The following is a 17,786-nucleotide window of genomic DNA, read 5'->3' on the forward strand; positions in this document are numbered from 1 at the left end:
ACCGCCCGTTTTCGGCCTCTCCGGCCATGCGGGCCGGTCGCGTTGTGCGCCCGACTGCCCTTCGAGGCTGCCGGTGAGCGCGACCGCGATGACGTTGCCGCGCCCGCGCGCGGCCGAGTCCCGTCCGGCCCAGGGTCGGCGGTGGCTTCGTGCTGTCCCGTCCCAGGACGGAACGCCGGCGGAGGCACCGCCGCATCCGCTGGTGCTGTCGTCGGTGATGCGGTCCCGGCTGGGTGCCGCGGTGCGGGCGTTGTTGGCGTCGCCGGGCCTGGTGGGTCAGAGCGACGCCGTGCGCTTCGCGGCCGTGGTCCTGATGGCCCGCACCCGAGCCGACAGCGGGGTGGTGACGATCCGGAAGGGCGAGCTGGGCCGCTGGTGCGGATCGAGCCGCAACTACATGAAGGCTGTGACGCGGACCTTGCGGGGGACGGGTCTGCCCGAGGGCGTCCAGGCGGCGGTGGCCGACGTCACCGAGGACGGCTCTGAGGGCTCCGTCGACTCGCTGAGCCTGCGGGTCTTGCCGCTCTGGGAGGCGATGACGACCTCCCAGGGCCCGGCTGGGCGCTGCCCGGAGACGGGCGAGCGCAACCCGCTGGCCTTGAACCAGGTCGAGCTCAGCGTGCTCTTCCATCTGGTCGAGCACCTGTTCGCGCCGGGGTGGGCCCACCAGGATGGCCGGGACCCGATGGTCGGGCTGCTGGCTTCCCGGACCGGGCGCGGGGCCGCGACCGACCGGCTCGCTCTCCTCCTGCTGGTTCTCGCCGCGTCCGCCCGGGGGCGGGTGCGGATGTGCGGCGGCCGGGTGGACACCCACGCCGGCCGCCCGGCCGTGACGGTGGCCCGGATGCTGGGCTGCTCCCCCGACGGTGCCGCGCACATCCTGGCCCGGTTGGAGGAAGCCGGAGTGCTGACGCGGCCGCGCCGTGGCGCGTCCGGTCTGCGCTCGCGCGCCCGCCTGGTGATTCCGGCGGTGGCCGCCGCATACAAGGCCGACTCCTCCAACGTGCCGGCGGTCACCGGGGCCGCGCCGCGTCTGCGGTCCGTCCCGAAGCAGACCGCGCCCGACACCGACGCCTCGGCCGTCCCCCCGGTGGTACCCGCTCCCGTCGCCGAGGAGCAGCTGGCTGAGGACCGGTGGTGGGAGGCCTGTGGCGAGCCCGAGGTCGAGGAGCCGCCGGTAGCGGACCTGGCCGTGGACCTGGAGGACGCGTTCGGGAACGGCTCGGTCTTCGTCGGCGGCCCTGCCGCTGCTACCCCCGGCGAAATCGAGCCTTCGCCCGCCGAAGATGCGCAGGTCAGTGCGGTGGAGGAAGCCGGGGAGCCGGTAGCCGCAGACCTGGCCGCTTCTACCCCCCTTCACGCTCTCCACTCTCTGATGGCTGAGGTAGGGGTGCTTGTGCAGGTTGGAGGTGGCTTTTCCGGCGCTTGCGCCGTCGTGGTTGATGACGTGCGGCCGGAGCGCGCGGGCGCGCGCGAGGACCGACCGGAATCCGACCTGCCCCGACTTCGGCTCGTCGGGGCAGGTGAGGGCCCGCTTCGCGGGGAACAGCCCAACACCTCGAAGCCTCACCAGAGCGACCAGCACCTGGCGGTGGCCTCCTGCGACCGGCCGGCGGTCTACGTCGAGCTGCCGAAGGACGCCCGCTTGAACACGGTGCTCGCTCCCGTCGAGGAGCTGTGGGTACGTCTGACCAACCCCTCGACCAGGGAGTTCGTCCTCAAGCACGTCCGGAAGGCCCTGGACGCCGTCGCGCTGTGGACGGGCCTGGACGACGCGCCGGATGCGCTCGCCGCCCGGCTGCGCTTCCGGCTCCAGCGCCAGCGCAGCCAGGGCAAGGGCTACGTCGACGACCCGGTCGGCTGGTTTCTCAGGCGCGGGCTGCCGCAGGAGCAGGTCTGCTCGTACATGGCCTGCGACAACGGCGTCCGACTGGACACCGACACCGACTGCACCAGCTGTGACCTGCGGGTGGAGGATCGCCGGACAACCCGGCGCGCAGTGATCCGTCAGGTCGTCCAGCAGCTGCCCGGCGCGGCCTTCGAGCAGCGGCAGGCGCCGATCGAGCAGGCCCTGGCCGACCACGCCGCCCAGCGTGCGGCCCGCCAGGCCGAAGCCGAGCAGCGGGAGCGCGAGACCGAGGCGCGCTGGGAGGCGCAGCGCCCGGAGCGGGAGGCGCTGGCGGCGGAGGCCGAGCGGGTCCGGGTCGCGGTGCCGTGCGCCGACTGCGGTGCGCAGCAGGCTGCGGGTCTGTGCCGGCGGTGTGCCGGGGTGCGGGAGATCGCGGGGGTGGAGCGGGAGTGCGTGACGGTGGCGCTGGCGGCCTTCGCGGATCTCGCCGATGAGCGTTCGGTGCTCGGGGTCCGGGAGGAGACCCTGGCTCACCTGCGGCGGACCCGGGAGGTTGCCCGCCGCGAGTCGGTGGGGGACGACCTGATCGAGGGTGCGTCGCAGGTGGCGGAGCTGGTGTCGGTGCAGTGGCTGCTGGGTGAGTACCGGGAGCTCGGATTGGGGCGGTTCGCCGGGTCGCAGAAGGCTCAGGAGGAGGCCACTGCGGCGTGGGGCGTGGTGATGCGGGCCGCGCACCGCCACGGTGGTACGACGGCTGCCCGGAAGAAGGCCGATGCGGACGCGGAGGAGGCCCGCGGCCGGGCTGCCCGGTGGCTGCTGAAGGGGCAGATCGCCGCGGTGGAGCAGTGGCGCGCCCGGGTCGAGGCGGTTCCGGCTGTGGCGGAGGTGGACCCCGGCGCGAACCGGGCCGCTCAGCTGCGGAGCGCGATGCGCGCCCAGGAGGGCGAGCGGGTCGCCGCGGCCGTCGCCGGGGCGGTGCACGACTGCGTCACCCTGGCGGTGGCGGCCTGGGCGGACCTGTCCGTCTACGCCTCGGTGCGCGAGGTGTGGGACCAGGCCCGGGGGGAGGTGCGGCAGGCCCGGGAGGAGGCCCGGCGCGGGTCCGGCGGCGACCTGGTGGCAGAGCTGGAGGCCGTGCGGCGGCTGCTCCAGGAGTACCGGGAGGAGGCCCTGGAGCAGTACGAGGACTCGGAGTTCGTGCAGGCCGGGGTCGAGACTGCTTACGCCGCGGCGCTCCAGGCGTTCCGGCACGAGGGGCCGGCGGCGGCCCGGGCGCGTGCCGAGCGGGAGGCGGTCGCCACGGGCAAGCGGACGGCGAAGGACCTGCTGGAGCGGCGCATCGCCGCCGTGGAGCGGCAGCGGGCGCGCCGGACGGAGACCCGGCCTGCTGCGGTGAGCTGACAAGGATGTCAAGGACGAGGGAGTTGAAGGCATGACCAACGCAGCGGCGAACAAGCTGTGCGGGACCGTCCACTACCGGTGGGCTGCGGCCTGCACCCTGCCCGTCGGGCACGACGGGCCGTGGCACCGGGGCCGGCACCCGGAGACCGCGGTGGAGATCCGCTACCAGGCCCTGCCGCACGCCTGGCACACCCAGGAGTGGGTGCCCGACGACGACCTGGACGCCGAGCCCGGCAGCGGGCAGTGGACCACCCTGCACTACGGAAAGCCCGGCGTCCGGGGTCCGTCGTCGACGGTCCCGGAGGACCTGGACCGGCGGGTGATGTGGGTGGTCGGGGGCCACATCTTCACCAGCCTCACCCGCTCGGGCGTCCGCGGCCCGGAGGAGGAGTGCTCGTGCGGAGCCTGGTATCCGGCCGGGCAGCACTCCCAGCACGTCGGCCAGTGGGTCGGCCGGCTGGTTCGCGGCTACTTCGACATGGGCCTGAAGGCGGGGGCCGATGCGGCCGCCGCGGAGAGGAACCGCTGATGACCGTCCACCACCCGCACGGCCCGCAGGGCCAGCACCCCGCCGTCTGGGTCACCCAGGCCTACCCCGCCGTCCTGCAGAGCGCCCTGAACCGCCACGGCGGCATTCCCGCCGCCGTGCGCGAGCTCGTCCTCCAGGAGCTCCACCACCGCACCCCCGGCGAACTGCGCGAGCGGATCGAGCGCCGGTTCTACGCGAGGTTCAGCAACCTGTCCGGCACCGGCATCGCCGAGCGGGCCGACGACATCGCGTACGACCTGGCCGCCCCGCCCGAGTGCCGGGACCCGCGCTGCGAGGACGGCTGGCACCTCGACGCCGACCACGGCTGTCCGCTCTGCCGCCAGCGCCGGATCGACATCCAGCTCGTTCCCGCCGTCCGACCGCCCGCCACCCCCGAGCACCAGGAGGAGATGGCTCACCTGGTCCGCCAGCAGATCCGGACCGCGCGCAGCACCGCCCGCCACGTCCACCCATCCCGCCGAAGCACCGGTGCCGACGGCGGCTGACCTGCCCGTTGCCCGTTCACACGATCCCGAATCTTGGCCACGGCACTGACCTGGGCATCGGCAGGGGAGGTGACCTCCGGCCGGGGCGGGGCATTGGACTTCCCGTGAACCCCTCACCTCCTCGGCTAGGTCTTCGCGCTCCGCCTGCCGGGCACCGAGGCCCAGCTCCTCGCCGTGACCGCGGCCGTCCGGGCCGGATCCGGCGTGAGCCGTGCCGACCTGGCCGCCCTGAACCTGGACGACCCGCACGCGGCCGTCACGGCACTGAAGGCGGCCGGCTGGCGGGCCGGAACGCCAGCATCCCAGGGAGCGCGGCCGTCCCCTGCCGTCCTGACCGCCCCTCCACTCCCGGACCAGGCCATCCACCTGCTGCCGCCGCAGCGGGCCGGCCGCACCTGGGTCGGCGACTGGGTCGCCGCGGTGCTGAACGCCGAGCCGGTCACCGAGCTCTCCACCGCGGCGGCAGTAGGTGGATGGCCTGGCACTCGCCGCGCACTGCTCCGCCTCCCGCGTCGGGGTCATCCCGCTCGGCCGGCCCGGCCCCTGCCGGGCTGCACTGCCCGAGCTCGCCGAGAGCGGCTCCGGGATCGAGCTGCCGAAGCATCGCTGGCACCTCGCCGTCGACTTCGCGCACCTGGTCGGCCAGCGCCCACGCACCTGGAAGGAGTAGGCGTCGGCCCGGAAAGCCCAGCACGACCGCAGTACGGCGAAGACCCGCGGGCTCCGCTACGACCCGGCCGCCTGGAGGCTCTGGCGGAACTCGGCCTCCCCCGCGCTGCAGCGGCACATCCACGCCGTCGAGTCCTGCCCGCTGTGCCTGTACCCGCAGGCCCTGGTGGCGGAAGGCTTCATGCCCACCCCACCCCGGCCAGATCACCACGTGGGAGACCGACTACCCCGAACCCGGCCAGGCCGCCGCCGACTACACCGTGCTCTTCCGGGCCCGTCACGGCCACCGCCCCTCCTACGCGCAGCTCTGCCAAGGGCTCGCTTGGCAGGTGCGCACGCCGCTCCGGTCCCGCATCGTCCAGGGCCTGCTGGCGGACGGCTGGCTGACCCAGACCTCCCCCGTGCCGTGGACGCTGCGCCCGGGCCTGCGGCCCAGGCTCAGGGGATCGTCCTCCTGCGACCACGGAACCTCGCCCGGGCCGGCCGCACCTGACCAGCCGGCCACTGGTCGGTACCGGGGTGTCAGGTCGGGCGGTGGCCGGTCAGCTCGTGCCAGCGATCGTGGGCGGCTTCCAGGTCGCGCCGGGCCCGGGGGATGCGCAGGTCGTTATTCGCCCGGTCGGTGACCTGCCGCAGGTTCCGCTCCGCTCGGCCGCGCCCGGTGGTGTCGGCGATGGCGTGCTTCAGCTCGGCCTCGGCCGCCGGGATGAGGGCGCGGCGACGTTCGCTGGCCGGGCCAGCGTCGGCGATCGCGTTGTGGACGTGGACGGCGAAGGCCCGTACGTCCGCTTCCGGAATGTTGGTGAGCGGCAGGGTGACCAGCTCGCGTCGGCCGCGGGGCGGGGTCACGTAGAGGAAGGCATCGGTGAGGGAGTAGCGATCGTCCACCTCCAGCCCGAGGAGCGGGTAGTCCGTGCCGGTGGAGAGATCGGTGTTGACGCGCAGGACCTGCTCGTAGAGGTCCAGCCGCTCGCCGAGGGAGTGGAGCAGCGGCCCGGTGCTGGGGGCGCGGAGTGCGGCGAGGTGTTGCTCGGCCTGACGGATGCGGTTCTGGTGATCGCGGGCGGCGGTGTCGGCGGCGGAGCGGGCGCGGTCCTGTTCGGCAGCGATCTGCTGCTCGGCCTGGCGGAGGTTGTGGCGGGCGGTTCGGAGGTGTTCGCGGTCCTGGCGGTGGCGGGGGTCGAAGGCATGCCGCCAGGTGCCGGGGTACTGGGTCATCCACCAGGCCGCGGTGCCGACGGCAGCCAGGACTGGCAGGCCGGTCCAGAAGAGGGTGGTCCATACGGCTTCGGCGGTCACGGTGTCGTCTCCTGCCCAGGGGTGGTGTGTGGTTCGGTCGGTTCCAGGGTGGTGTTCGTCTTCTGGTGCCGACCGGCGGGGTCAGCTCCGCCCGGGTGATGGACGGCGCACCGTCGGTGAGCATGCCAGAGGGGGGTGCGGGCGCGGGGCGTGTTGTGGGATCCGGTCGCGTGGGAGGGCTCGGTCCGGGAGGGCCCTTCCGGACCCGATCGAGTGAATGGTGTTGGTACGCGCCCTGCTGGCTGGGGATGGTCGGTAGCTTCGGTGCCGGCGAAGGGGGTCGGGTGCTGTCGGGGCGTAGGTATCAGCTGGAGCTGACCGTCGAGCAGGCCGTGCTGGCGGAGTCGTTCGGTTCGATCTGCCGGGCGGTGTGGAACGTGGGGTTGGAGCAGTACCGGGAGTACCGGCGTCGTGGCGGGTCGATCGGGTACGTGGAGCAGAGCCGGCAGCTGACGCAGGCGAAGGCCGAGTTCGGGTGGCTGGGTGAGGCGCCGTCTTCGGTGCTTCAGCAGACCTTGCGTGATCTTGAGGGTGCGTGCCGCAGGCACGGTCCGTTCCGGGTGCGGTGGCGTTCTCAGCGCCGGTGGGCGCCGTCGATGCGGTTCCCGGAGGGGAAGCTGCTGCGGGTGGAGCGGGTGTCTCGCAACGTGGGCCGGGTGAAGCTGCCCAAGCTCGGGTGGGTGCGGTTTCGCTGGTCGCGTCCGCTGGGTGGCGAGGTACGGGCGGCGACGGTCTCCCGCGACGGGGGGCATTGGTACATCGCGTTCCGGGTGGACACCCCGGTGAAGCAGCGGACGGTGTCGCTGGAGCGCGGCCGGCTGGGTGTCGACCGGGGGGTCGTGCAGGCGGTGGTGGCCAGCGACGGGCGGATGTTCGACCGGGCTTTCGTGACGCCGGGCGAGGCTGAGCGTCTTCGCCGTCTGAACAAGCAGTTGCACCGGCGGTGCAAGGGATCGGGCCGGTGGCACGCGACGGCGGACGCCATCGCGGTTGTCAACGGCCGGGTGCGGCACCGTCGTGCGGACTTCAACGCCAAGACGGCCCGCGAGCTGGTGACCGGGTGCGCGCTGTTGGTGCTGGAGGATCTGGACGTGCGGGCGATGTCGTCCGCGGCGGCCGGCTACCCGGGGACGGGCCGGGCCCAGCGGCGGGGCCTGCACCGTTCCATCCGGGACAAGGGCTGGTTCGCCTTGGAGCTGGCCTTGCGCAACGCGGCGCGGACCACCGGGACGGCCATTCGGAAGGTGAACCCCGCTTACACGAGTCAGACGTGCCCGCGGTGCAGGCACGTGGACAGGAAGTCGCGCAAGAGCCAAGCGGACTTCGTGTGCACATCCTGCGGACACCGTGAGCACGCCGACGTGGTGGGTGCGAAGAATGCTCTGGCCGCCGGGCTCGGCGGCTACAGGACGTGGAGACCTCCAGCCGAACGGCGGGTCCGTGAAGCGTCAACCACCCGGGAGCGAGCGGCCGTCGTGCTGCCCCGCCCCCGGGAGTCCTCGACGGTCTTCGGGCCGGCGCGGAGGAGGCCAAGCAAGGGTGTGTGCCCTCCTGGGCAGCTGCCGCTGTGGTGATGTCCGGCCCGGCGATTGCGACCACGATCCCGACTTCCAGAGCGCGGCGCTCAGCGGTTGGTTCAGGCGTTCACCGGTGAGGGAGCGGACCGACTGGATAACGTGATCGTCTTGATGTTGCGTCTGCGGCGAAAGGGATCGCGCTGTGCATGAGGTTGTCCTTCCTGTCCTGTCGCGCTTGACCCCGGTCCGGGATGATCACGCGTGGTACTTCCCCAACATCAATGGGTACCGCACCCACGTGCGGCTGCGGGTCTGGCCGACGAAGGACGGCAGCTTCCTCGTGGTCGCCACGGACCTGATGCTGGGTGCGGGTCTGATCAACTCGGCGGAGAGCCTGGTGCGGGCCGCAGTGCGGGAGTTCGGATCGGACGTCACTGTGGTGCGGCACTTCCCGGCCTGGACGATGGGGGCGGAGGAGAGCGACGAGTTCGACGTCCTGCCGTTGGACGAGAAGGGTGTCGCCCGTCCCTGCTCGTGCACCGCGGAGGTCCTGGAACTGCTGGGCGCGGGCGTGACTGGCTTCCCTGGCGATGCCCCGCCCCGGCCGACGGACGCCGATGCCGCCGGGGTGGCGCCGCAGAGCGTCCACTTGGCCCGGGTGGTGGCAGCTGGACTGCGGCTGACCGAGAAGCGTGTCGTCGAGCGCGACGGCCCGATGCCGAAGAAGTACGCCCCAGCGGCGGCCAAGGACCTGGACCCGCTGAGCCAGTTGATGCTCATGACGGTCGGGTTGCGGCACCTGACCCACGCGGTGGACGGTATCGCGCTGGAGACGATCGACACCCCCGACGGCCTGAAGCGGCAGAAGCGCAAGGAACGGATCATCGAGGCCGTGTTCGAGCAGGTCGCGAAGCTGTCGGAGCTATGCGACGACGAAGCCGCCGCTCGCGCGACGGCGAGCTGATCCGGGCAGCCAGGCGGCTGGACGCTGCTCACCAGGTGACCGGCCGGCGTTGACCGCCAGTTCAGAGGCGGGGTGACCAGCCTGGCGGGGTGAGCGCGGTGTCGGTCAGGATCCGCGTGACCGTGCCGTCAAGGGTGCTGTCCTCGCCGATGACGTGTTCGACGCCGCCGGGCAGGAGGTCCAGCGGCCGGTACCAGCCGGCCATCTGCTCGGCGCTCACCTCCGCGGACAACGGCCGGGTGGCGTGGCGCCGCACCGTCTCGTCGAAGCCGATGTCGAGGTAGTAGAGGAAGCTACGCCCGCGGTGGCCGGCCACCAGGTCGGTGAGCATCGCGCCGTACCGGCCGGCGTCGAGAATGCCCTCGACGACGGTGTGGAAGCCGCTGTCGAGCGCGTGCGAGGCAACCAGGCCGATCAGGCCGATGTTCGCGCCGCCGGCGACGTCCCGCTCACGGAGCACCTCACGGCGCAGCAGGTCCTGCCCGACGATGGCCAGGCCGCGGCCGTACGCGGAGCGGATCCGGGCGGCCGTGCTCGACTTCCCGGCGCCGCTCGGTCCGCGCACCACCACCAGCACCGTGTCCGTGCTGCCCGTCCCGGCACCGGCCCTCACGGCGGAGGGCTGCTCCACGCTGTCGTCCACACCGCGGACCGTACCCACGGCCAGGGCTGGCAACTCGGCTGGGCCGGTTGTTCGACGGGTGAAGCGGCCCTCGGCCGTCGCGTGCCTCGTCTGGGCACGAGTGGACGGTGCCACATCCGTGCCCCTACGCCAGGGCCCGCCCGGGCTCTACCATCGCCTCATGACCGTAGAGCTGACGACCCGTCTGGACGACGCACTGGTCCGCGAGCTGAGGGAGCGGGCGGCGAGTGCGGGCATCGACGTCGACACCCTGATCGGCCGGGTCCTCACCGCCGATCACCTGGCCGCCAGCGGCACCCGCGAGGAGCGGATCGCCCGTGCCACCGCGCTGGCCGCCGCGGCCGTTCACGACTGGAACCGCGCCGGCCGCCCCGAGGACGACGGCGTCGACTTCGACGACCTCTTTCTCCGGTGACCGCCCTGCCCTATCGGGCCCGGCTGTCGGCCGAGGCTGCCGCCCTGGTGCGCACTGTCCTGACCGACGACCAGGTCAAGCAGTTGCAGGGCGGGCTGGAGCAGGCGATGGCCGATCCGTGGTCCTGGCCGGCCAGCGACGGCGACGACCTTGACGACAGCATCCGGCAGATCGTCCTTCCGGACCTGATCGCCCACTACGTGGTCCTTCCCGACCCGCCCGTTCCGCACCTGTGGGTGATCACTCTCACCGTGCTGTAGCCCCGCGCACGGCCGACCGTCGGCTCGGCGGCTCGCTCTGGCTTCCGGCCTGCCGGATCATGGCGAACTCCTTGGGCCGGCGCCTCTCCCACGCGTTGATCACCGCCTCGTCGGTGTGCCGGAACAACATCTCCACCTCCCCGGGCCGGCCGTCGGCCGCCACCAGCCGCAGGCGGCACCTGGACGCGCCACTCTCGCGGCACGCGTGCCCGCTCACCCGCACGGGATCTCGGTGTGTCCGAGGACCTGCTGCTGCAGGCGGTCGACGACTCCCGCTGGAGGGTGAGCTGAGCGCCTCGCCTCCCACCTTGGGCGCTGTTGAGACCGCGGAGCGGTAGGGTCCGGCCGGCACAAGGCCGGATCACCGGCGCAGATACGGGCCACTCCCGGGGGCGCGGCTGGGGGCCGGCTGCCGGCTCGCCCGCGCCCTGCCGATGGCATGGAAGCGAGCAGGCCGTCGCGCGCCGGAGTGCTGGGGTTGCCACGGTCGAGGCGGGGTGCGAGGCGACATTGCCGGAGGGCACTGCGGGGGACCGCCGGGGGCGGTTTCGGACGTTCGGGGTTCGCACCAGGGAAGAGGCTGGCCTGCACTGCGGGTGGGGCATAGGTCTGGTCCGGTCTGTCCGTCCTGCTCGTGGGCGGGGCGCCGGTGGCGGTGGGACTGGCCGGATAGTGCTGTAGCACCTTGCTCTCAGTGCTGTAGAGAAGCCAATCTCAGTGCTGTAGAAATACACAGCACTTGACGGACTGAGGGGGCAGCACCATGACGTTCCAGTACCAGCCGCTGGCCAACGGCATCAGCACCGACCATCCCGTTCCCGACCTGCCGTTCGTCGACGACACTCACATCCCCCTGGACGAGGGTCCCGAGGCGATCGAGGCCGTCGGCAGGGGTGCCGGCAACGGCATGTGGGGCCGCTACGACAACCTCCCGGACGGCGCCTGGCACGCCTTCACCACCGACCCGATCCGCCACGACTACGGCTGGTCCGTGCGCTACCACCCCCTCCACGGCCGCACCGTCCTGCTGATGAGCGACAACGACATCGCCTCCATGCACAGCCACTGGGGCGGTTCCGAGCTGCTTTTCCGCGCCGGCGGGTACTGGTGGGACGGCACGGCCTGGTACCGGCCGGGTCAGATCTGGCACCCCGTCCACCAGCGGAACGAGCACCGCAGGGTCACCGCACCTGTCACCGTGACCGCCGCCGACCTTCTCGACGCGAGCGCCGACCCCACCCGCGCCTACGTCGCGAAGGTCGCGAACTTCCAGCCCGGCGCCGGAACGGCCCGCACCTGGATCGACCACCTCGCCCTGTGGGCCCGCACCCAGAACACCCGCCCCGGCGCCCTCCCCCTGGAGCGGGCCGTCGTCAACCTCGCCAGCCCCGAACTCGCCGCAGACCAGCTCATCGGAACCCCCGAGGTCGCGGCCCTCGCCGGGATCTCCGCCTCCACCCTGCGCTCGTACATCACCCGAGGCGAGAACTCCGTGCCGATGCCGCAGGCCACGGTCGGGGGCCGCAACCTGTGGTCCAAGCCGGTCGCCACCGACTGGGCCGAGGCGCGCCGGCGATCGGCCGAAGGCGTGGAGACGATGCTCGCGGCCGGAGACGAGAAGGACCTGTCACCCGGGGCCGCCGAGGTTCGCGCCCGATTCGCCTCCCGCTTCTTCCACGCGCTGTGGCGGCCGGCCATGCGCAAGAGGTGGGTCCTGCGCAGCCGCAACGAGACAGACGTGCAGGACGTGGCGAACGAGCTGGCGTGGAGCGTCGCGGCCAATCTGAACGAGCTCATCCCGGCGGAGCCGCTGAGCGCCACCGTCCGGCACGCCGTTCTGGACGTGTGGTCCGACAGCCTCGAACTGCAGCGCCGCGACCCCTCGTTCGAGCTCAACTCCTTCCACCTCAGCCTGAGCGTTCCGATCGCCAAGATGCTCGACTGGTACATCCGGCACGACCCGTCCTGGGCGATGATCACCCTGCGGGAGATCCAGTACGAGGCTTCCTCCCGGCTGGGGATCTCCGCCGGGCTCAGCGGCCGGGCTTTGCGCCGGTCCCTGTCGATGGACGGCAAGCTCGACGAGGCCCTGCGGGAGGAGTACCTCGACCGCGTCCTGGCCGCCGACGAACCGGCCTGACCCGAACCTCGATGTCCCCACCCGCCGCATCAGCGTCCCAGCCGCGTGACGAAGCGCCTGTCCGCGGCTGCCCTTCCCCATCCGCTGTGAGGCTGAGCCAAGCCTCATGAACGACGGCCGGCCGAACTGGACGATCCCGGGCACCCGCCACGTCTGGCTCGATGACCTGCGCAGAGCCGCGAAGGCCAAGCTGCCAGTCAAAGTCACCGACCGTGCTCTCTCGGAAAATGCCCAGTTCGTTGCCGGTGAGCGGGCCCCGCGCATCATGGCGGTGCGGGGCCCGCCCGGCTGGCGGGCCGGTGTCGGACGTCAGCGCCGCAGCGGCTCGGCCTGGCCTCCGGCCTGCCGGATCAAGGCGAACTCCTCCGGCCAGCGGGCCTCCCACGCGCTGGTCACCGCCTCCCCGGTGTGCCGGAACAGGAGCTCCACCTCCCCGGGCCGGCCATCCGCCGGCGCCAGGCGCATCCGGCACCTGGGGTCGCCGCTCTCCCGGCACGCGTGCCCGCCCACCTGCAGGGGCAGGCCGGCTGCGGGATCCGTCAGCAGGTCCGCCAGCCGGTCGTGGTCGAGCCGGTGGCCGGGGAGGAACTCCAGATCGAACTTCCAGGAGTCGGCGAACGTCCCAGCGGTGGTCCAGCCGGTGACCAGCGCCGGCACACCGGCCGCGATGAACACCCCCACCCGGCGCAGCAGGGCGCTGCCGAGCCAGTGCGGGCGGGGACCTGCGGTGGTTGGATCGAACCAGTTCAGGTCCCGGGCCTCTTCCCCGGTGGCCGGTCCGGTGTTCCAGAGCGGGCGGTGGCCTCCGTCGCGGAGCTCGGCCTCGAAGTCGGCGGTCAGGATGCGCCATTGCCCGGCGGAGATGCCTCGCAGGACCACGCTGGCGTTGGTGCCGGCCAGCCGAAGGACGGGGGCGCCGGTCCGGTCGCGGTCGGTGCGCAGGCCGGGGACTCCGCTGACCTGGTTGTCGATGTCGATCGAGGGCAGGACGGTGCTGACGAACCAGCGCAGGTAGGCCGGCGTGGAGGTCAGCTTGAGCTGCAGGCCGTGCGGGGTCGGGCTGACCTGCTCGAAGCCGAAGGGGGCGACTACCGGCTCAACCGGCCACGCGCAGCACTGCATGATCCACCACTCCAGCTTCTCCTGGGCCGGGTCGGCGGGGTGCGGCACCGTCGGTGAGCCGGGGCCCAGGGTGGTGATGTGCCGGACGGCCGTCTGGTGCGGCTCGCGGGTGAGCCGGGAACGCTGGGCTGCGAGGCGGGTGAGCTTGGCCGGGTTCACGGCTTGTCCCTTCCGTGCCGCCGGCCCGGCGCGTCGGGATCGTCGATCGGGGTGCGATCGGATGGTGTTGAGCAGCGACTACGGGCGGCTCTACGGAGCCTTCAGGCCGGGGATGCGGGAGGGACCGGTTCCCGCTCGGCGTGGCCGCCACACGGCCCATCAGATCATCTTCCACCGGCTGGCCGGATGCAACGACCCCGGCGCGCGTGTCCGCGGCCTGGCCGTTCCGTGCTCGGCACCCGCTGGCGTCAGCGTCAGCGCCGGGTCGAGACCCCAGGCGGTTGATGGCATGTTCGCGCCCGGAAAGTCGCAGGTCAAAGCCCTGGTCATGGTCGATCGAAGGGTCTAGTGTCTCCGCCACGGCAGCCCCACCACATCACCACCGGGCTGCCGGGCAGAGCAGCCGTGCCACGCCCCCGGCACGGCCGGCCTCCCACCGGCCGGGTCCCGCCGAGCGTCCCCCGTCGCTCCCGGGCCCCGGCCGCTGCCACGCCGCCGCCTTCACGGCAGATCCTGGACGTTCGTCAGCCAAGGGAGGTGCCCTGGCTCGTGGCTGACGCGTCCCGACAGGCCGGCGCGGAACCGGCCGGCAGGCTGGGGGGAGTTGTGCTGCCGGCCGGCCCGCCGGGCTTCACGCGGGACCGGACCTGCTTGGCGCCGCATGGTCGGGCCGACGTGTGGTCAGCCGGTGAGCAGCCACTGCCTGTTCGCGATGACCTGTGTGACGAACTGCCGGACCTGATCGACGCAGGGGGCCGGCGCGCTGGTGGAGGCGAAGGCCCGGCCGAAGCTGTCCGTGTCGAGGAGGCCCTGCCGGTCCAGCTCGGTGAGGATGGCGCGGGCCTGGACGGAGGAACGGACGCCGTAGCCGTTCGTGGTGCTGGTGAGGGCGGCGATCTGCTCCGCTGCCCGCTGGATGGTGAGCTCCTGGTCGGAGTTGAGCCTCATGAGGCCTCCGTGGCTGTTGGGGTGCCTCACCTTGCAATGCCGGAGCTGTCAGGGCAAGCGTTTTTGCAGGTCAACGCAGCGGATCCACCCGCTCAAGGGCGAGCAGACCGGGCAGACGTGACGAACATGACCGAATTGCGTTGAGAGGGATGAATCAGCACAAACGCGAGACGGGGTTGGTATGGGCAAGCAGGCGCGGCAGAAGCGGTCGGCGAAAGACCACAAGCGGATGACGCCGCACCACCCGGCGGAGCGGACGGACGTGCCCGCCTCGGCGGCTGTGCCGGTGCGGGCGCCGGCTGCCGCATCGGCGGCGGCCTATTGGGAGTTCGGCTCTCCCTGGGCCGACTTCCTCGCCCCGTACCCGACGGTGGCTGACGCGATTGCCGCGGCGGAGGAAGCCGGTGCCTTGACGTGTCTCACCTTCGAGGAATGGGGCCAGTACGAGCGAGGCTTCCGCCGAGGACCGGACGGCTGGTCCTACGAGGTGACGCTGTACCCCCGGGCGCAGCTGCGGGAGCTGGTGAAGGCGTGCTGGCTCAACGCGGACGACCGGGACCAGGCGGTGGAGCAGCTGCGGCGGGCCCTGGCGGAGTACGTGCCGGAGGCACTCCGCGGTCCGGAGGTTGAGGTGGTGCACCGGCCGTCGACCACGACGGTGCCACGGATCGGTTGGACGCAGTGCCTGCCCGCAGCCGGGCTGGAGACCTGGGAGGACGTGCACCTGGCGGAGAAGGACCTCGCTCTGCACGACCTCGCGACGGTTGCCGAGGGCCAGCCTGACGGCCTGGGGTACGCCTCGACGGTGTCGGCGCGGACCGTCGCGCTGTTCCGCTCGCACGGCCTGGCGGCGCAGGCCTGCGCCGGATGCGGCATGGCGGTATCCGACCGTCACCCGCACTGGCCCGGCGTCTGGGCGGCCATGGAGCACGAGTTCGGACCGACCTGCGACCGGTCCCTGCTCGGCCGCCCCGAGTCCGAGCAGCGGGTCGGGCACGTGGTCGAGGAGGCCGACGCCCGGCCCGCCCAGGAGCTGACGGGTCAGGAGCCGACGGTCGTCTGCCAGAACTGCGGGGTGCGGGTGAGCGATCAGCACCCCGACTGGCCGGGCACGTGGGCCGAGGCTGGCAGGCACAGCGACCCGGTCTGCGCCGTGGTCGGCTTGATCGGAGGCGACGACGCCGGAGAGTACGACCTGCTCGACTGCGTCTACCCACACGTTCCCGAAGGCGTGGACAGTCCAGCTGCCGCCGCGATCGCCGCCGCGAAGGAGGCGCGCTACTTCCGGCGGCACTGACCAGGCCTATTCGGCGGGGTTCTCGCCGCGCAGGTACTGCCGGGCCGAGAAGCCGATGACGCCGAGGAGACCCAAGCCACCTGCGGCGAACGTCACCAGAGGACTGAGGTCCATGGCCGTGCCGCCTGCAATCAGGGCGGTCGCCAGGAAGAAGACCATGATCAAGCGGTAGAACACCTGCGGCATTTCTTCCTCCAGCTGAGTTCGACGCGCTCCTGATGTGCAGCCCGGCCGCCATCGGGTGGTCGCGTTCCCGCCCGGACACGCCCGCGGTGGTCAGGGCGCTACGGTGACCCGGACACGGCGACCAAGGAGGTCCGATGCCCCAGGGCAGGCAACCCGCCCACACCGCCGTCACCAAGGCCCTGCGGACCCGGATCGCCGCCGGCGAGTGGCCACCAGGTGAGCGCCTGCCCTCACGGGCCGCCTTGGCAGCCGAATACGGCGTCGGCGACGCGGTCGTCCAGCGCGCCCAGGAGGCCCTGATCCGCGAAGGCCTGCTCGACGGCCGGGCCGGCTCCGGCACCTACCTCTCCCAGGACCGCCCCCGGCACCAACTGCGCCTGGACGCCGACGCCAAGTTCGGAGTCCGCCCCGGACCAGCCGGACACTGGGCCCTGCTGTGCCGCAGAGAGGACCCGGTGACCTTCGCGTACTTCGTCCAGGACCGCCCGCTGCTCCTGGCCCGGGCCGCCGAGGGAGTTGTTGGTGGCAAGGGCTACCTGGTGCGTGCCGCGATCGCGGATTCCGGCGACGCGCAGGTGCTGGGCCTGCTGAAGGGGGAGGCGGTCACACTCCTCGGCGGCGGTCAGGGCGCCGAGCAGGTCGTGGTGCCCGGGCGGTACTGGGACCTCCTGCTGCCGTAGAGGCGCGCACCGCGCGGGCTAGCTGACGGCTTGCCGTTCCCGGGCGGCGGCGTAGCGGGGCTTCGGGGCGTCGGGGCCGGGACGCCCCTGCTCCAGAGCGTCCTGCACGCACTCGATGAACGCCTGGAACTCGCCGCTGGGCAGCACGTCGTGCAGCAGGAGGGTGGTGTGCCAGGCCTCGCGGAAGCCGTCCGCCTGGTCGTCCAGGTCGCCGATGGCGGCGTGCAGGGCGTTGTCGAAGCAGCGGACGAAGCCGGCGCCCGGCAGGGGGCCGCCGCGGGTCTCCCGGTCTCTGGCGAGTCCGTCGAGGGCGGCCTGGGCGTAGGTGTCGAGCATGGGCTCGGGCAGGATGTCGGCCAGGGCCCCGGCCGCGGTGACGGCGAGGTGGTAGCGGGCGGGCCAGTTGCGGCGCAGCTCGAAGCGCTCGGCCAAGCAGCCGGCCAGGGCAGTGCGGAAGTGAAGTGTGTCCACACCGGTAGGAAGCCACGCGAACCGCGGTCCGGTGTGCTCGACCCGCTGAGGCGTGCGGAAGTCGTACAAGCCGCAGGTTCACGAAGACCCCGACCGGGGCAACTCACCTGCCACGGCGCGGAATACTCAGCAACGGACAACCAGCAACTCGCAGACAGGAGTAGTCGTGACCGAGCACACCCGCCCGCCGATCCGGTTCGTCCCAGGGGGCCAGCCCGGTGAGCGAAAGACCTGGACCGTCGCTGTCGACAATGACCCGCAGGTGTCGCTGGAGATCTGGGCCGAGCTCCCGCCCCTGCTCCCCGACGGCCTCTACCCGCCCGGGAGCGGCGCTGCGACGGCGGAGGACGGCTGGCCCAGGTAGGGCTCGGCCGTTGGCCCCGCAGCGCAAGGTTGACTACCCGGCGTCGCGGTTCGGCTCCTTATCGACGGCGTGCTGGGGCCGACCTGGTAGGACCGGATCGCCGCCGGGCGACGTCGTCCGCAGCCTGCGGACCAGACCTCCGGCAAGCAGCGTCCCGCACAGCTCGGCTGCCTGATGCCCGGACGCCCGGCTACCGGGCGGCCGGGCCGCAGACCACCAGCGCGGCCCGGTTGGTGCGCCGCTCCCACCAACGTGCCCAGAGTGCCTGGGCGGCACCGAGCGGGTCTTCGGTGCCGCCGGTGAGCAGTTCCTGAGCCCGGCGGCTCACCTCGTCCGCGGGCAGGTCGGTTCCGGTCATGCCGGGACA

General features: G+C 72.5%; 19 protein-coding genes. 12 read left to right on the forward strand and 7 right to left on the reverse strand.

The genetic code is table 11. The features are described 5' to 3' along the window. Window positions 1–202 precede the first annotated feature (202 nt). From OG871_RS39970 to OG871_RS39985, 4 genes are all read left to right on the forward strand, one after another. Entirely contained in the window at window positions 203–3,250 is a 3,048-nt protein-coding gene (locus OG871_RS39970; RefSeq protein ID WP_331727295.1) for a hypothetical protein, read from the forward strand. A 31-nt stretch (window positions 3,251–3,281) separates the two neighbouring features. Next, entirely contained in the window at window positions 3,282–3,779 is a 498-nt protein-coding gene (locus tag OG871_RS39975) for a hypothetical protein (RefSeq protein WP_331727297.1), read from the forward strand. After that, window positions 3,779–4,285, forward strand: a complete 507-nt coding sequence (locus OG871_RS39980) for a hypothetical protein (RefSeq protein ID WP_331727299.1) — start codon at window positions 3,779–3,781, stop codon at window positions 4,283–4,285. The genes OG871_RS39975 and OG871_RS39980 overlap by 1 nt, the downstream gene beginning before the upstream one ends. A 469-nt stretch (window positions 4,286–4,754) precedes the next feature. Further along, window positions 4,755–4,955 (forward strand): hypothetical protein, encoded by a 201-nt coding sequence (locus OG871_RS39985; protein WP_331727302.1) that lies wholly within the window; start codon window positions 4,755–4,757, stop codon window positions 4,953–4,955. 521 nt (window positions 4,956–5,476) lie between these two features. Here OG871_RS39985 and OG871_RS39990 read toward each other — a convergent pair. Continuing rightward, entirely contained in the window at window positions 5,477–6,253 is a 777-nt protein-coding gene (locus OG871_RS39990; protein WP_331727305.1) for a hypothetical protein, read from the reverse strand. A 248-nt stretch (window positions 6,254–6,501) separates the two neighbouring features. Here OG871_RS39990 and OG871_RS39995 point away from each other — a divergent pair, with 248 nt between their 5' ends. Both OG871_RS39995 and OG871_RS40000 read left to right on the forward strand, forming a co-directional pair. Then, window positions 6,502–7,827 (forward strand): transposase, encoded by a 1,326-nt coding sequence (locus OG871_RS39995; RefSeq protein ID WP_331727307.1) that lies wholly within the window; start codon window positions 6,502–6,504, stop codon window positions 7,825–7,827. A 178-nt stretch (window positions 7,828–8,005) separates the two neighbouring features. Then, the gene (locus OG871_RS40000) at window positions 8,006–8,734 is read left to right on the forward strand and encodes a hypothetical protein (RefSeq protein ID WP_331727308.1); all 729 of its coding nucleotides are present in this window, start codon (window positions 8,006–8,008) and stop codon (window positions 8,732–8,734) included. 61 nt (window positions 8,735–8,795) lie between these two features. Here the strand turns inward: OG871_RS40000 and OG871_RS40005 are convergent, their stop codons facing one another. Continuing rightward, the gene (locus tag OG871_RS40005) at window positions 8,796–9,377 is read right to left on the reverse strand and encodes a kinase (protein ID WP_371503553.1); all 582 of its coding nucleotides are present in this window, start codon (window positions 9,375–9,377) and stop codon (window positions 8,796–8,798) included. Window positions 9,378–9,537: 160 nt separating this feature from the next. Here OG871_RS40005 and OG871_RS40010 point away from each other — a divergent pair, with 160 nt between their 5' ends. The 3 genes from OG871_RS40010 (at window position 9,538) to OG871_RS40020 (ending at window position 12,192) form a co-directional block, all read left to right on the forward strand. Continuing rightward, window positions 9,538–9,792 carry a hypothetical protein gene (locus tag OG871_RS40010; protein WP_331727309.1) on the forward strand — a complete coding sequence of 85 codons (255 nt, stop codon included), beginning with the start codon at window positions 9,538–9,540 and terminating at the stop codon, window positions 9,790–9,792. Continuing rightward, a complete protein-coding gene (locus tag OG871_RS40015; protein ID WP_331727310.1) occupies window positions 9,789–10,052 on the forward strand; it encodes a hypothetical protein in 264 nt (87 codons plus the stop codon). The genes OG871_RS40010 and OG871_RS40015 overlap by 4 nt, the downstream gene beginning before the upstream one ends. Window positions 10,053–10,815: 763 nt before the next feature. Further along, window positions 10,816–12,192 (forward strand): hypothetical protein, encoded by a 1,377-nt coding sequence (locus OG871_RS40020; RefSeq protein WP_331727312.1) that lies wholly within the window; start codon window positions 10,816–10,818, stop codon window positions 12,190–12,192. A gap of 309 nt (window positions 12,193–12,501) precedes the next feature. On the opposite strand, the gene OG871_RS40025 is transcribed toward OG871_RS40020, so the two are convergent. Both OG871_RS40025 and OG871_RS40030 read right to left on the reverse strand, forming a co-directional pair. Further along, on the reverse strand, window positions 12,502–13,473 hold the full coding sequence (locus OG871_RS40025; protein WP_331727314.1) for a hypothetical protein: 972 nt from the start codon (window positions 13,471–13,473) through the stop codon (window positions 12,502–12,504). 681 nt (window positions 13,474–14,154) lie between these two features. Continuing rightward, the gene (locus OG871_RS40030) at window positions 14,155–14,421 is read right to left on the reverse strand and encodes a hypothetical protein (RefSeq protein ID WP_331727315.1); all 267 of its coding nucleotides are present in this window, start codon (window positions 14,419–14,421) and stop codon (window positions 14,155–14,157) included. A 409-nt stretch (window positions 14,422–14,830) separates the two neighbouring features. Between OG871_RS40030 and OG871_RS40035 the strand changes: the two genes are divergently transcribed. After that, window positions 14,831–15,718, forward strand: a complete 888-nt coding sequence (locus OG871_RS40035; protein ID WP_371503554.1) for a hypothetical protein — start codon at window positions 14,831–14,833, stop codon at window positions 15,716–15,718. Between the two features lie 6 nt (window positions 15,719–15,724). Here the strand turns inward: OG871_RS40035 and OG871_RS40040 are convergent, their stop codons facing one another. Beyond that, complete coding sequence (locus OG871_RS40040; protein ID WP_331727318.1) at window positions 15,725–15,904, reverse strand: hypothetical protein; 180 nt, start codon at window positions 15,902–15,904, stop codon at window positions 15,725–15,727. Window positions 15,905–16,038: 134 nt separating this feature from the next. Here OG871_RS40040 and OG871_RS40045 point away from each other — a divergent pair, with 134 nt between their 5' ends. Beyond that, a complete protein-coding gene (locus tag OG871_RS40045) occupies window positions 16,039–16,584 on the forward strand; it encodes a winged helix-turn-helix domain-containing protein (RefSeq protein WP_331727319.1) in 546 nt (181 codons plus the stop codon). 18 nt (window positions 16,585–16,602) lie between these two features. Here OG871_RS40045 and OG871_RS40050 read toward each other — a convergent pair whose 3' ends face one another. Continuing rightward, on the reverse strand, window positions 16,603–17,055 hold the full coding sequence (locus OG871_RS40050) for a hypothetical protein (RefSeq protein WP_371503555.1): 453 nt from the start codon (window positions 17,053–17,055) through the stop codon (window positions 16,603–16,605). Window positions 17,056–17,221: 166 nt separating this feature from the next. On the opposite strand from OG871_RS40050, the gene OG871_RS40055 reads away from it, so the two are divergent. After that, on the forward strand, window positions 17,222–17,419 hold the full coding sequence (locus tag OG871_RS40055; RefSeq protein ID WP_331727322.1) for a hypothetical protein: 198 nt from the start codon (window positions 17,222–17,224) through the stop codon (window positions 17,417–17,419). Window positions 17,420–17,609: 190 nt separating this feature from the next. Here the strand turns inward: OG871_RS40055 and OG871_RS40060 are convergent, their stop codons facing one another. Next, window positions 17,610–17,777 carry a hypothetical protein gene (locus OG871_RS40060; protein WP_331727323.1) on the reverse strand — a complete coding sequence of 56 codons (168 nt, stop codon included), beginning with the start codon at window positions 17,775–17,777 and terminating at the stop codon, window positions 17,610–17,612. Window positions 17,778–17,786: the final 9 nt, after the last annotated feature.

Source organism: Kitasatospora sp. NBC_00374 (genome assembly GCF_041434935.1).
GTDB lineage: Bacteria > Actinomycetota > Actinomycetes > Streptomycetales > Streptomycetaceae > Kitasatospora.